This is a genomic window from Blastococcus sp. SYSU DS1024 (genome assembly GCF_054050795.1).
Genome location: NZ_JBJHAA010000002.1, coordinates 262,687 through 275,816 on the forward strand (window position 1 = coordinate 262,687; position 13,130 = coordinate 275,816).

The 13,130-nt window shown below is 74.6% G+C and carries 14 protein-coding genes; 8 read left to right on the top strand and 6 right to left on the bottom strand.

Translation table 11 applies throughout. The features are described 5' to 3' along the window. Window positions 1–269: 269 nt before the first annotated feature. Both ACI79S_RS02915 and ppgK read right to left on the bottom strand, forming a co-directional pair. A complete protein-coding gene (locus ACI79S_RS02915) occupies window positions 270–1,619 on the bottom strand; it encodes an RNA polymerase sigma factor (RefSeq protein ID WP_456591942.1) in 1,350 nt (449 codons plus the stop codon). A gap of 280 nt (window positions 1,620–1,899) precedes the next feature. After that, window positions 1,900–2,643: a polyphosphate--glucose phosphotransferase gene (gene ppgK / locus ACI79S_RS02920; RefSeq protein WP_456591943.1), complete on the bottom strand. Its 744-nt coding sequence runs from the start codon at window positions 2,641–2,643 to the stop codon at window positions 1,900–1,902. A 95-nt stretch (window positions 2,644–2,738) separates the two neighbouring features. Here ppgK and ACI79S_RS02925 point away from each other — a divergent pair, with 95 nt between their 5' ends. Continuing rightward, window positions 2,739–3,569 (top strand): inositol monophosphatase family protein, encoded by an 831-nt coding sequence (locus tag ACI79S_RS02925; protein WP_456591944.1) that lies wholly within the window; start codon window positions 2,739–2,741, stop codon window positions 3,567–3,569. 13 nt (window positions 3,570–3,582) lie between these two features. Here ACI79S_RS02925 and ACI79S_RS02930 read toward each other — a convergent pair whose 3' ends face one another. Together ACI79S_RS02930 and ACI79S_RS02935 are read right to left on the bottom strand one after the other, a co-directional pair. Further along, the gene (locus ACI79S_RS02930) at window positions 3,583–4,128 is read right to left on the bottom strand and encodes a LytR C-terminal domain-containing protein (protein ID WP_456591945.1); all 546 of its coding nucleotides are present in this window, start codon (window positions 4,126–4,128) and stop codon (window positions 3,583–3,585) included. A 119-nt stretch (window positions 4,129–4,247) separates the two neighbouring features. After that, window positions 4,248–5,294: a phosphotransferase family protein gene (locus ACI79S_RS02935; RefSeq protein ID WP_456591946.1), complete on the bottom strand. Its 1,047-nt coding sequence runs from the start codon at window positions 5,292–5,294 to the stop codon at window positions 4,248–4,250. A 286-nt stretch (window positions 5,295–5,580) separates the two neighbouring features. On the opposite strand from ACI79S_RS02935, the gene ACI79S_RS02940 reads away from it, so the two are divergent. The 6 genes from ACI79S_RS02940 to ACI79S_RS02965 all read left to right on the top strand — a co-directional run bounded on the left by ACI79S_RS02940 (window position 5,581) and on the right by ACI79S_RS02965 (window position 9,474). Next, the gene (locus ACI79S_RS02940) at window positions 5,581–5,880 is read left to right on the top strand and encodes a DUF4193 domain-containing protein (RefSeq protein ID WP_091930594.1); all 300 of its coding nucleotides are present in this window, start codon (window positions 5,581–5,583) and stop codon (window positions 5,878–5,880) included. Between the two features lie 82 nt (window positions 5,881–5,962). Further along, the gene (locus tag ACI79S_RS02945) at window positions 5,963–6,838 is read left to right on the top strand and encodes a hypothetical protein (protein WP_456591947.1); all 876 of its coding nucleotides are present in this window, start codon (window positions 5,963–5,965) and stop codon (window positions 6,836–6,838) included. 104 nt (window positions 6,839–6,942) lie between these two features. Then, window positions 6,943–7,446: a dUTP diphosphatase gene (dut, locus tag ACI79S_RS02950; RefSeq protein WP_456591948.1), complete on the top strand. Its 504-nt coding sequence runs from the start codon at window positions 6,943–6,945 to the stop codon at window positions 7,444–7,446. Between the two features lies 1 nt (window position 7,447). Then, window positions 7,448–8,182 (top strand): DUF3710 domain-containing protein, encoded by a 735-nt coding sequence (locus ACI79S_RS02955; protein WP_456591949.1) that lies wholly within the window; start codon window positions 7,448–7,450, stop codon window positions 8,180–8,182. 64 nt (window positions 8,183–8,246) lie between these two features. After that, window positions 8,247–8,624 (top strand): OB-fold nucleic acid binding domain-containing protein, encoded by a 378-nt coding sequence (locus tag ACI79S_RS02960; protein ID WP_456591950.1) that lies wholly within the window; start codon window positions 8,247–8,249, stop codon window positions 8,622–8,624. A gap of 61 nt (window positions 8,625–8,685) precedes the next feature. Next, a complete protein-coding gene (locus tag ACI79S_RS02965) occupies window positions 8,686–9,474 on the top strand; it encodes a DUF3159 domain-containing protein (protein ID WP_456591951.1) in 789 nt (262 codons plus the stop codon). A gap of 64 nt (window positions 9,475–9,538) precedes the next feature. On the opposite strand, the gene ACI79S_RS02970 is transcribed toward ACI79S_RS02965, so the two are convergent. Both ACI79S_RS02970 and ACI79S_RS02975 read right to left on the bottom strand, forming a co-directional pair. Continuing rightward, the gene (locus ACI79S_RS02970; protein WP_456591952.1) at window positions 9,539–10,219 is read right to left on the bottom strand and encodes a potassium channel family protein; all 681 of its coding nucleotides are present in this window, start codon (window positions 10,217–10,219) and stop codon (window positions 9,539–9,541) included. After that, a complete protein-coding gene (locus ACI79S_RS02975) occupies window positions 10,219–10,896 on the bottom strand; it encodes a potassium channel family protein (RefSeq protein ID WP_456591953.1) in 678 nt (225 codons plus the stop codon). Before ACI79S_RS02975 ends, ACI79S_RS02970 begins: the two co-directional genes overlap by 1 nt. A gap of 166 nt (window positions 10,897–11,062) precedes the next feature. Between ACI79S_RS02975 and ACI79S_RS02980 the strand changes: the two genes are divergently transcribed. Next, on the top strand, window positions 11,063–13,108 hold the full coding sequence (locus ACI79S_RS02980; RefSeq protein ID WP_456591954.1) for an APC family permease: 2,046 nt from the start codon (window positions 11,063–11,065) through the stop codon (window positions 13,106–13,108). Window positions 13,109–13,130: the final 22 nt, after the last annotated feature.

The window sequence follows — 13,130 nt, forward strand, 5'->3', positions numbered from 1 at the left end:
GAGATGAGTCCGTAACACGCCGGGCGTGGGTGGAGCGGGTTCAGCAGGGGACGTCACTGGCTGGGACGGGTGGTGCACGTGCTGGTGATCATCTGCCGGGCCGGTGGGTGACCGGTCCGACCGTGGGTCCGCTGCTGTTCTGACGGGTGCCACGCTACGCCGTCTACCCGACACGTGTCGGCGTACACCGCCGCCGGCACCCCGTGACCCGTCCGGGTCATGGCACTGCGCCACGACCGGCGACGGCGTCCCGGCCCGACGCCGGCGTCCTAGTCGAGGTAGTCGCGCAGCACCTGGGAGCGGCTGGGGTGGCGCAGCTTCGACATCGTCTTCGACTCGATCTGGCGGATCCGCTCCCGGGTCACGCCGTAGACCTGCCCGATCTCGTCGAGGGTGCGCGGCTGGCCGTCGGTGAGGCCGAAGCGCAGCCGGACCACGCCGGCCTCCCGCTCGGAGAGCGTCTGCAGCACGCTGGTCAGCTGGTCCTGCATCAGGGTGAAGCTGACCGCGTCGACGGCCACGACGGCCTCGGAGTCCTCGATGAAGTCGCCGAGCTGGCTGTCGCCCTCGTCACCGATGGTCTGGTCGAGGCTGATCGGCTCCCGGGCGTACTGCTGGATCTCCAGCACCTTGTCCGGGGTGATGTCCATCTCCTTGGCCAGCTCCTCCGGAGTGGGCTCGCGGCCCAGGTCCTGGAGCAGCTCGCGCTGGATGCGGCCGAGCTTGTTGATGACCTCGACCATGTGCACCGGGATGCGGATGGTGCGGGCCTGGTCGGCCATCGCGCGGGTGATGGCCTGGCGGATCCACCACGTGGCGTAGGTCGAGAACTTGTAGCCCTTGGTGTAGTCGAACTTCTCGACCGCGCGGATGAGCCCGAGGTTGCCCTCCTGGATCAGGTCCAGGAACGCCATGCCGCGACCGGTGTAGCGCTTGGCCAGCGAGACCACGAGGCGGAGGTTGGCCTCCAGCAGGTGGTTCTTGGCGCGCTCGCCGTCGCGGACGATCCAGTTGAGGTCGCGGCGCATCTGCGGGGAGAGCTTCTGGCCCTCCTCCTCGGCCTGACGCAGCCGCTCGGCGCCGTAGAGCCCGGCCTCGATCCGCTTGGCGAGGTCGACCTCCTCCTCGGCGTTGAGCAGCGCGACCTTGCCGATCTGCTTGAGGTAGGCGCGGACCGAGTCGGCGGAGGCGGTGAGCTCGGCGTCCTTGCGGGCCTGCCGCAGCGCCTCGGACTCCTCCTCCTCGTCCCACTCGAAGTCGGTGCCGCCCTCGGCGGTCTCCTCCTCGGCGGCGACCTCGACGCCGTCCTTGCCGGTGACGACCGTCTCGTCGAGCTTGAGCCCCTCGGAGCCGGCGTCCACCACGGCCACCGCGCCGTCCTCGGTGGCCACCGCGGTGAGCACGGCTCCCTCGCCGGTACCGGGCGACGGCGTGATCGCCGGCTTCGCGCGGCCCTTGGCCGCGCTCTGCGCGCCGGCCGGCTTGGCCGGGGCGCGCTTCCGGGCGGCCGCCGGCTCAGCGGCCGTCTTCTTGGCGCTGGCACGGGTACCGGCTGCGGCCGTCCTGGCGCGCGGGGTGCTCGCTGCGGCTGCTTCCGGTGCTGGCTGATCGGCGGGCACTCAGGTTCCTTCCCGTGCTGGGTGCGTTCCCCGGGGGACCGTGTGGCCCGCGGGCAGCGGCTCCGGCCCTGTGCTCGGAGCGGGAGGGGACCCCGCGGACCGGCGCGGCGTTTGGCCACGATCGGGTGTGGAAATCCCTCCCGGCTGAAGCGCGGCGGGCTGGGGCTCCACCATTGTAACGACGTCGCCGGGTGAAACCAGCGCCTCGCACCCGGGCCCCTCGCTCCGAGGGGGCGGTCGGCTCACCCCGGGAGGGTCACCCGGCGCCGCGACCCCGCGGTCAGGCCTCGCCGCGCTCGACGGCAGCCAGGGCGGCCCCGACGATCCCGGCGTCGTTCTGCAGCTCCGCGGGCACCACCGGGGTGCGCGTGGACAGCAGCGGGACCCACTTGTGCGCCTTCTTGCTGACCCCGCCGCCCACGATGATCAGGTCCGGCCAGACGCCGGCCTCCAGGACGTCGAGGTAGCGGTCCACGCGCCGCGCCCACTCGGGGTAGCTGAGCTCCTCCCGCTCGCGGGCGGCCGCGGAGGCCCGCTTCTCGCCGTCCTCGCCGTCGACCTGGATGTGCCCGAACTCGGTGTTGGGCACCAGCTTCCCGTCGGCGAACAGCGCGCTGCCGATGCCCGTGCCGAACGTGAGCATGAGCACCACCCCGCGCCGGTCGCGGCCGGCGCCGTAGCGCATCTCGGCCAGCCCCGCGGCGTCGGCGTCGTTCAGCGTCTCCACCGGGCCGGGGACGCGCTGCGCGACCCCGGCGGCGAGGTCCGTGCCCAGCCAGGTCTTGTCGACGTTCGCGGCCGTGTGCGCGACCCCCGACTTGAGCACCCCCGGGAAGGTCACCCCCACGCGCCCGGACCACTCGAACGAGCCCACGATGCGGGCCACGACGTCGAAGACGGGGTCGGGCAGCGACGGCTGCGGCGTCTCGATGCGCAGCCGTTCCCCGATCAGCCGTCCCGCGTCCAGGTCGACCAGGCACCCCTTGATGCCGCTGCCGCCGATGTCCACCCCGAAGCCCTGCACGCCGACAGGTTAGTAGAAGGACCCCCTCGCCCCCCGCAGCTCGCATGCTCGCAGCGGGCTCCTACGAGGGGGCCGCGCTGCGGCAGGATCGCCGCATGACCTCTCCGCACGCACTTCCTTCCGACCCGCCGGCACCGGGCGCGCTGCTGGAGCTCGCGGTGGCGGCGGCACGGGAGGCCGCCGCTCTGGTGGCCCGCGGGCGGGAGTCCGCCGGCGAGCGCATCACCACCAAGTCCAGCCCCGTCGACGTCGTCACGGCGGTGGACACCGCCAGCGAGGAACTGCTGGTGCGGCGGCTGCTCGCCGCCCGGCCGGCGGACGGCGTGCTGGGGGAGGAGGGGGCCGCGCGCGAGGGGACGAGCGGGGTGCGGTGGATCGTCGACCCGATCGACGGGACCGTGAACTTCCTCTACGACATCCCCGCCTACGCCGTCTCGGTGGCCGCCGAGGTCGGCGGGGTGGTGCAGGCCGGCGTGGTGCTGAACGTGGCCACCGGGGAGCTGTTCTCGGCGACGTCCGGTGGTGGGGCGTGGCTGGAGTCGCCCGGGCGGCCGGCTCGCCGGCTCGCCGTCCCGACGCCCGAGGCGCTGGACCGGACGATGGTCGCGACCGGCTTCGGCTACCGGGTCGAGCAGCGGAGGGCCCAGGGCGCGGTCGTGGCGCAGCTCGTCACGCGCGTGCGGGACATCCGGCGGTTCGGCAGCGCCGCGCTGGACCTCTGCGCAGTGGCGGCCGGCCGGGTGGACGCCTACTACGAGCTCGACCTGAACCCGTGGGACCACGCGGCCGGCGCGCTGGTGGCCGCCGAGGCGGGCGCGGTCGTGACGGGGCTCGACGGTGCGCCGGTGGGCGAGCCGATGGTCATCGCGGTGGCGCCCTCGGTGGCCGAGCCCTTCCTCGCCCTGGTGTCCGAGCTGCACCGCTGAGCGGCGGCGCGGCTCAGCAGTCGTCGGCCGCGCTCTCCGGCGCGGTGAGCGACACCTCGACCTCCTCGGGGGTGGCCAGGCTGTCGGGGAAGGTGAACTCGGGGCCGAGGACGAGGTCGACGACCGCGGTGGCCCGGGTGTCGCGGTAGTCCCCGACGCCCGGCGCGTGCACCGCGAGGAAGCGTGCGGCGTCGTTGCCCGGCGAGCCGTGTCGGACCTCGCCGACGCCCTCCACCTCGCGGCTGCTCGGGTCGTTCGCGACCTCGCTCACCGTGAAGCCGCGCGCGGCGAGCGCGTCGGCCACGGTCTGCGCCAGCCCGCCCTGGTCCGTGGCGTTGAGGACCCGCACCGAGACGGCGGCCGGGTCCAGCGACGGGGGCGCCGCCTCCGCGGTGGCGCAGGCCCGCGCGTCCGCCGCCCGCTGCTCCCGGTCCTGCCGGGCCACCGTCCACCACACCGCTCCGGCGGCCAGCGCGAGGACCAGCAGGAAAATCAGCGGGGGGAGCGGGCGCCGGCCACTGCGCGGGCGCACCGGAGGCTGGACGGTGCGCTCGGTCACGGGAATGCTCCTCGGGCGGGATCCGGCAGGCGTGGGACCGGCCGGCCGGAACGGGACGGACGGCGCCCGCGACGGGTGCGGACGGCTGTCAGCAGCGAGCTTAGGGGCGGACGGCGTTCCTAGATCGCACCGTCGTCCAGCGCGGCGCGTCCGAGCTGCACGCACGGCCCGATCCGCTCGGCGTAGCCGCTGGTGTCCTTGCCCGCCATGGCGCCCGCCGCCGACCGCGCCAGGATGCCCGCGATGATCGCGGCGAACTTGAAGAAGCCGAAGGCCACGTACCAGTGCAGCTCGGACAGGTCGGTGCCCGTCCGGGCCGCGTAGCGCTCGGCGACCTCCCGACGGGTCGGGAACCCGGGCAGGGCGGTGACCGGGCTCTGCGACGACGGACGCTGCTCGCCGGCCTCCGGCCAGTAGACGAGCATCATCCCGAGGTCGGTGAGCGGATCACCGAGGGTGGACATCTCCCAGTCGAGGACCGCGGCGATCCGGCCGGGCGCCGCGGGGTCGAGCAGGCAGTTGTCCAACCGGTAGTCGCCGTGCACGATGCTCGACCGCTGGGTCGTGGGCACCGTCTCGGCCAGCCGGGCCGCGAGCGCGTCGAGGTCGGGGCGGTCGCGATCCCGGGTGGCGTCCCACTGCTTGGTCCAGCGCCGCACCTGGCGGGCGGCGAAACCCTCCGGCCGGCCGAAGTCGGCCAGCCCCACCGCCGCCGGGTCGACGGCGTGCAGGTCGCCCAGCGTGTCGACGAGGGCGTCGCCGATGGCCCGCCGCTGCTCGGGCGCATCGGCGTACCCGGCGGGCAGCTCCCGGGCGACGTGCACACCGACGACGCGCTCCATCACGTAGAACGGCGCGCCGAGCACCGCGGGGTCGGTGCACAGGTGCAGCGTCCGCGGCACCGGGACGGGCGTCGGGCCCAGGGCGGAGATGACCCGGTGCTCACGGGCCATGTCGTGCGCGGTGGCCAGCACCGCCCCCGTGGGAGGCCGCCGGAGGATGACCGCTGCGTCGGCGGGGCCGTCCGAAGGGCTCACCACGTAGGTGAGGTTGGACATGCCCGCGGCGATCAGCTCGACGTCCACCGATCGCCATCGCTCCTCCCCGAAGACGGAGGCCAGGTACGGCCCGACGACGGCTGGATCAGCACCCGGGGAAGTCGCCACCGGCGCAGGGTAACCTCTGGCGCTCCGCCGCCCGCCCGACCGTTCCCGGGCCCGATGTGTCACGTCCGCTGAGTCGGGCACAAATCGGGGCCGAAGGGCGTTGGGGGGCCTGCTGGCCCCTCCGCGAGGGGAGGCCGGCGCAGTGGACGGGCGCCCGGTGCGGGATGCCCCACACCGACCCACCGGTCGCCCACCGGCGATCGGCCAGGACGACGGCGCGCACCCCGCGCCGCGTCAGACGAGCGGGCGCGACGCCCGCGAGAACCCCGGAGGAGGGGCACACCCCATGGCCACCGACTACGACGCCCCGCGCCGCAACGAGACCGACGAGCTCGGCGAGGACTCGCTCGAGGAGTTGAAGGCTCGCCGGGCGGAGGCGCAGTCCTCGTCGGTCGACGTCGACGAGACCGACTTCAACGAGAACCTCGAGCTCCCCGGCGCGGACCTGTCGAACGAGGAGCTGACCGTCCGCGTCCTGCCCAAGCAGGAGGACGAGTTCACCTGCTCGCGCTGCTTCCTGGTGCAGCACCGCAGCCGCCTGGCGTCCACCCGCGGCGACCAGCTGTTCTGCCGCGACTGCGCCTGAAGGGACCCCGTCCTCCCCACCCTTCGCAGGCTCAGGGTGGGACCCGGGACGGGGCCGTTCCATCCCGTCACCAGGGGGACCGATGACCGAGGGGCCGCGCACCGGCGCGCCGCGTGACGTCCCACCGCCACGGCCGGTGGCGCCGTCGGAGGGCGCCGTACCGGTCGAGGAAGGCCCCCTGGCGCGCGCCGGGCGGGCCATCGCGGACGCCGTCGCCGGGCTGACCGGGAGCGGCGCCGACCGGCCGGCCGGCGGCCTCCTGCGCGACGTCGTCGGTGCCGTCGCCGGCGCGGTGGCCGGGGCGTTCGGCGGGAGCAGCAGCGGCCCGCCGTCGCCCGGTCCGGCCGACGCCGGGGTGGCCGGCGGCGATGGCCGGGCGCCCGGGGCGCTGCTGGGCGACCTCCTGGCGGCCGCGGTGCCCCGGCTGCCGATCCGCGACCGGGAGCGGCTGCGCGCCGCCCATCCCGGCCTCCCGGACGACGAGATCGCCGAGGCGCTCGTCCAGCGCGCAGGCCGGGCCACCTCCGGGATCGGAGCGGCCGCCGGCGGGTTGTCCGCCGCCCACTGGTTCGCACCGCCGTCGCTGCTCGCCGTTCCCCTGGAGCTGGGTGCGGAGACGGTCCTGGTGGCCGCGGTGGAGGTCGTCCTGCTCGGTGAGCTGCACGAGCTGCACGGCCGACGGCCCCCGGGTGACGCCACCGCGCGGGCCCAGGCCTACCTGGAGGCCTGGTCGCAGCAGCGCGCCGTGGCCGGCGTCGGCGCCGCGGGGCTCGGCTCGGTCCTGGGCACCGCCGGCATGCGCGCCCTGCGCCGGCGCATGACCCGCCGGCTGGCCGGGGCCGTTCCCGGGGCGGCCCCCTTCCTCGTGGGCGCCGCCCTCTCCGGCCGGGTGAACCGCCGGGCGACCGAGACCCTGGCGCGCCGCGTCCTGTCCGACCTGCGCGGGCCGGGAGCTTGAGGGCGGACCCCCGTCCTCCCCGCCCTCCGCGGGCTCGGGGCGGGGCCGCTCGCCCCGCCGGGAGCGTGCGAGCGGTGGCGAGGGGGCCTTATAGGGTCGCCGACGTGCCCGATCCCTCCGCCGAGCTGGACGTGCCCGTCCTCCTCACCGCACCCGACGGCGCCGTGCCGCGCTACGCGCTGGCCGGTGACGCGGGCGCCGACCTGACCGCGGCCGAGGACGTCGAGCTGGCCCCCTTCGAGCGGCGGCTGGTGGGCACCGGTGTCGCGGTGGCCATCCCGGAGGGCTACGCCGGTTTCGTGCACCCGCGGTCCGGGCTGGCGCACCGGGTCGGGCTCAGCATGGTCAACGCTCCCGGCACCATCGACGCGGGGTACCGGGGCGAGATCATGGTCAACCTCATCAACCTGGACCCGGCCACCCCGTTGCGCCTGTCGCGCGGCGACCGCATCGCGCAGCTGGTGGTGCAGCCGGTGAGCCGCGCGCGGTTCGTGCCCGTCCCCGAGCTGCCGCCCAGCGAGCGCGGCGGGGGTGGGCACGGCTCCACCGGCGGGTACCAGGCCGGTGGGACCGGGGCCTCCGACACTCCACCACCCGAGGGGAACTGACATGCCGTTCGGACGACGGCGCAACCGCATCGACCGCAGCCTGCGCGAGCGGGGCGTCCCCCCGGAGCCGCAGCAGCGCATCCGGGACGTCCCGCCCACGAGCGGGCCCTGGGACGAGGCCGACGCGCCCGAGGACGGTCTGGCGCGCATCGACCTGGGCGCGCTCCGGCTGCCCGCCCTGCCGGGCATGGACCTGCGGGTCGAGCTCAACCAGGAGCAGAAGGTGATCGGCGCGACCCTGCGCCACGGGGACTCGCTGCTGCAGATCGCGGCCTTCGCCGCGCCCCGGGCGGCCGGCATCTGGGACGACGTCCGCGCCGAGCTGGCCCGCAGCGCCTCGGGCCAGGGCGCCTCGCTCCGCGAGGTGGAGGGCCCGTTCGGCACGGAGCTCGCCGGCACCGTCCTGGCGGCCCCGCCGGCGCAGCCCGGGCAGCCCGCCCAGCCGCCGGTCCGGCGACCGGCCCGCTTCCTCGGCGTCGACGGGCCCCGCTGGTTCCTGCGCGGGCTGCTCAGCGGCTCCGCGGCCGCGGGCGCCGAGGCGGAGGCGGCGGCGCTGGAGACGGCCTTCCGCGGCATCGTCGTCGTCCGGGGCAGCGAGCCCATGCCGGTGCGTGAGCCGCTCCCGCTCGCGCTGCCCCCGCAGGCCGCGGCCCAGCTGGCCGCGCAGCAGCCCGCGCGGGGCACGGCTCCGGGTCCGCGGTCGCCGGACGGCGGTCCGGCCGCCGGCCCGGCCTGACGACGCGATGCAGGGAACACCCGCGCGCGTCCCCGTGTGCACCGCGGCGCACTACGCTGGATCCGTGACGGAGACCCGACCGGCGGGCTGGTGGTCGCGCACGTTGCAGCGACTGACCGCCGACGACCAGACCATCGACGCGCAGGAGCTGCGCGCGGGAACGGCCACCGCCGGCTGCGAGCCGGTCAGCACCTGCCGCAAGGGCGCGGTGGTCACGGTCACCGGCCGGCTGAAGTCGGTCGTCTACACCCCGCGCGAGACGGTGCCCACGCTCGAGGCCGAGCTGTTCGACGGTTCGGGGTCGGTGACCCTGGTCTGGCTGGGCCGACGGCGGATCGCGGGCATCGAGCCCGGTCGATCGCTGACCGCGCGGGGGCGGTTCGCCGCCTTCGACGGCCGGCAGGTCATCTACAACCCCTGGTACGAGCTGAGCGCCGGCTGACCACCGCACAGCGGCGGGGAGCCGCCACGCGCGGGCCGGGCAGCGATCGGGGGAGACGAAGGTGACCGCAGCGGGCCGGCCGGGCGACGGCGAGCACGCTCCCGAGACGGGTGCGCCGGCCTCGCCGTTCGACCGCGAGCAGCTGCTGGCGCAGCTGGGCGGCTGGCGCGGCATGGTCGACGCCACGCTGCCCACGGTCGCCTTCATCGTGGCCAACGGCATCGCCGGGCTGCGCACCGGCATATGGGCGGCGGTGGTCGCGGCGGTCACGGTCTTCGTGCTCCGGCTGAGCCGGCGGCAGAGCGTGCAGCAGGCGGTGAGCGGCCTCGTCGGGGTCGGCATCGCGGTGGCCATCGCCGCCAACACCGGTCAGGCCCGCGACTTCTTCGTCCTGGGCATCGTGCGCAGCCTCGTGGTCGGGGTGGTGCTGCTGGGTTCGATCCCGCTGCGCTGGCCGCTGGTCGGGGTGGTGGCCGAGTTCCTGGCGCCGAGCCACCTCGGCGCGATGGCCACCCACTCGCTGCCCTGGAGCCGCCGGGCAGCGCCCGAGGACGCACCCGCGCCCACCACCGCGCCCCCGGTGCCCGACCCGGCCGCGGCGCCGCAGCTGCACTGGCGCCGGGATCCCCGGCTGCTGCGCGCCTACTCCTGGCTGACCGCGCTCTGGGCGGGCTCGTTCTTCCTGCGGGCGGGGGTGCAGTGGGTGCTGTACCGCGCCGACGAGGTGGAGCTGCTCGGCACGGCGTCGGTCGTGCTCGGCCTGCCGCTGACCGCGGTCGTGCTCGTGGTGACCCTGTGGGTGGTCGCCCGGCTGCACCGGCACCGCGCGCCCGGGCCGCCCGGCACCTGATCGCGGCTCCCTTGCCGGGGCCCGCCGCGAGCCTGCGAGCGGTGCGGGGCGAGGGCGTCCTCTCTCAGCGGTCGGTGCGGCCGGGGCCGACCGGCGCGAAGACGTGCTGCAGCTCCTCCTCGGTGTCGCCGTGCGACACGAACAGCAGCTCGTCGCCGGACTCCAGCGGCTCGTCCGGCGACGGGGTGATGACCCGGTCGCCGCGGAGGATCGTGGTCAGCACTGTCTCGCGGGGCAGCGGTACCTCGCGCAGCGGGCGGCCCACCCAGGAGGTGTCGTCGCCCAGGGTGATCTCCACCAGGTTGGCCGCTCCCTTGCGGAAGCTCATCAGGCGGACGACGTCGCCCACCGACACGGCCTCCTCGACCAGCGCCGCCAGCACCCGGGGGGTGGAGACGGCGACGTCGACGCCCCACGCCTCGGTGTAGAGCCACTCGTTGCGCGGGTCCTTGACCCGGGCGACCACGCGGTTGACCGCGAACTCGGTCTTGGCCAGCAGCGAGACGACGAGGTTGGCCTTGTCGTCACCGGTCGCGGCCACGACGACGTCGCAGGTGGCCAGCTGCGCCTCCTCCAGCGAGGAGACCTCGCAGGCGTCGGCCTGCACCCACTCCGCGCCGGGCACCGAGCGCGCGCGGACCTTGCGGCTGTCCTTCTCCAGCAGCATGACGGTGTGGCCGTTCTCCAGCAGCTCGCCGGCGATGGACCGGCCGACGGCGCCGGCCCCGACGATCGCGACCCGCATCAGTGGCTCCCCTCCTGGGGTCCGTGCTCGACCACCTCGTGCACGCGCGCGGTCAGCTCGTCGGTGACGGCGACGACGAGTTGGTCGCCGTCCTGGAGCACCGTGACCGGCGTGGGCAGCTGGGCCTCACCGAAGCGGACCAGCCACGCCGCGCGGGCCCCGGTGGCTGCCTCGAGGGCGGCGAGCTTGCGCCCCACCCAGGGGTCGGTGACCGTCACGCGCACCAGCAGCACCTTGCCGGTGGGTTCGCGCCACAGCTCGCTCACCTTGACCGAGAGCAGTTCGCGCAGCAGCCGGTTCACCGTCCAGGGCACGGTGGCGACGCTCGGGATGCCCATGCGCTCGTAGACCTCGGCCCGCTTGGAGTCGTAGATGCGGGCCACGACGTGCTGGACGCCGAAGGTCTCCCGCGCCACGCGGGCCGAGATGATGTTGGAGTTGTCGCCGCTGCTGACCGCCGCGAAGGCGCCCGCGGAGTCGATGCCGGCGTCCAGCAAGGTCTGCCGGTCGAAGCCCAGGCCCTTGATCTGGCGCCCGGTGAACTCCGGGCCGAGCCGCCGGAAGGCCTCGGGGTCCTGGTCGATCACGGCCACGCTGTGCCCGATCTGCTCCAGGCGCCGGGCGATGGCCGAGCCGACACGGCCGCAGCCCATCACGACCACGTGCACGCGCGTCACTCCCGCAGAGTTCCGGTGGCGCCGGCGCCGACCGCCCGCGCATCACCGGCCGCGAAGCTACACCCGCGGGCGGTCCGCGAGCGGGCAGGACGCCCGTATCCCCCCGTCGGGGCGGGGTGCGCCGAGTCACGCCCGCGGGGCTCCCGCACGTCCGTACCATCGCGCCGTGCCAAGCCTGTCCGACCTCGGACAACTCCCGAAACGCCTCGTCCTCGGCCGCCCCGTGCGCAGCGACCGGGTGGGGGAGTCCCTGCTGCCCAAGCGGCTCGCGCTGCCCATCTTCGCCAGCGACCCGCTCTCCTCCGTGGCCTACGCCACCCAGGAGATCCTCATCGTCCTGACCCTGGCGGGCACGGCGTTCCTCTACCTGGCCCCCTGGCTCGCGCTGCTCGTCGTGCTCCTGCTGATCACCGTGGTGCTCTCCTACCGCCAGGTGGTCCGCGCCTACCCCTCCGGTGGCGGCGACTACGAGGTCGCGATGAAGAACCACGGCCAGTTCGCCGGCCTCGTCGTGGCCAGCGCGCTGCTGGTCGACTACGTGCTCACCGTCGCGGTGTCGGTCTCGGCCGGCACCGACAACATCATCTCGGCCTTCCCCGCGCTCAACGAGCACCGCGTGGCCATCGCCTTGGGCCTGGTGGCGATCCTGGCCGCCGCGAACCTGCGCGGGCTGCGGGAGTCGGGCCGGACCTTCGCGCTGCCGACGTACATGTTCGTGGCCGGGATCATGATCATGATCGTCACCGGCCTGATCCGGGACTTCTTCACCGACAACCCGGTCGTCGCCGAGAGCGCCCAGTACTCGATCACCCCGGAGCCCGGCTACGAGCAGGTGGCGGGCCTGGCGCTGGTGTTCTTCGCGCTGCGCGCCTTCGCCTCCGGCTGCACCGCGCTGACCGGGGTCGAGGCGATCGCCAACGGCGTCCCGGCGTTCCGCCCGCCTAAGAGCCGCAACGCCGCCACGACGCTCGCGCTCATGGGCGGGCTGGCCGCCTTCATGTTCGCCGGGGTCACCGCGCTGGCCCTGCTCGGCGACGTGAAGTACACCGAGTTCCCCTGCGACCTCGAGGGCTTCACCGCCTGCGAGACCGAGCCGCAGCGCACGGTCATCGCCCAGCTCGCCGCGGCGACCTTCGGCGGCGACACCTCGGTCGGCTTCTACTACATCCAGGCCGCCACAGCGCTCATCCTCATCCTGGCCGCCAACACCGCATTTAACGGGTTCCCGTTGCTGGGGTCGGTGCTGGCCCAGGACCGCTTCCTGCCCCGGCAGCTGCACACCCGGGGCGACAAGCTGGTGTACAGCAACGGCATCCTGCTGCTGGCCGGCTTCGCCGGGCTGCTGATCGTGGTCTTCGAGGCCGACGTGACCCGGCTGATCCAGCTCTACATCATCGGGGTGTTCACCAGCTTCACCATCGGCCAGTGGGGGATGGTGCGGCACTGGAACCGGGAGCTGCGCGCGGAGGACGACGCCGCCGTCCGCCGGCGCATGCGCCGTTCCCAGGCGATCAACTTCGTCGGCGGGTCGCTCACCACCGTCGTGCTGCTCATCATCGTGGTCACCAAGTTCACCCGCGGCGCCTGGCTGGTGCTGCTGGCCATGCCGGTGCTGTTCCTGCTGATGAGGGCCATCAACCGGCACTACTCGAACGTGTCGCAGCAGCTCGAACCCGACACCGACGCCCGCACGTTGCCGAGCAAGGTGCACGCCGTCGTCCTGGTCTCCAAGGTGCACAAGCCGACGCTGCGCGCGCTGGCCTTCGCCCGGGCCACCCGCCCCGACGCGCTCACCGCGCTGACGGTCAACGTCGACGACGCCGAGACCCGGGCGCTGCAGGCCGACTGGCAGCGCTACGACATCCCGGTGCCGCTGACCGTGCTGGAGTCGCCGTACCGGGAGATCACCCGCCCGGTGCTCGACTACGTCAAGAGCATCCGGCGGGACAGCCCGCGCGAACTGGTGGTGGTCTTCGTGCCGCAGTACGTCGTCGGCCACTGGTGGGAGAACGTCCTGCACAACCAGAGCGCACTGCGGCTGCGCGCCCGGCTGCAGTTCCAGCCGGGAGTCATGATCACGACGGTGCCGTGGCAGCTGGAGAGCACCGCCGGGCACGACGACGACGCCGACGGGCGGCGCGGCGGGCCCGCACCCGGCGACCTCCGTCGGGGCTACACCGACGACGAGATGGACGTGACGCCGTATGGCTGAGGACCCCGCTGCCCCCCGGCAC

Bases quoted from the DNA above. Each gene is read 5' to 3' on its own strand.
- ACI79S_RS02925 (WP_456591944.1), top strand. From the start codon at position 2,739: ATGACCTCTCCGCACGCACTTCCTTCCGACCCGCCGGCACCGGGCGCG.
- ACI79S_RS02940 (WP_091930594.1), top strand. From the start codon at position 5,581: ATGGCCACCGACTACGACGCCCCGCGCCGCAACGAGACCGACGAGCTC.
- ACI79S_RS02945 (WP_456591947.1), top strand. From the start codon at position 5,963: ATGACCGAGGGGCCGCGCACCGGCGCGCCGCGTGACGTCCCACCGCCA.
- ACI79S_RS02955 (WP_456591949.1), top strand. From the start codon at position 7,448: ATGCCGTTCGGACGACGGCGCAACCGCATCGACCGCAGCCTGCGCGAG.
- ACI79S_RS02970 (WP_456591952.1), bottom strand. From the start codon at position 10,219: ATGCGGGTCGCGATCGTCGGGGCCGGCGCCGTCGGCCGGTCCATCGCC.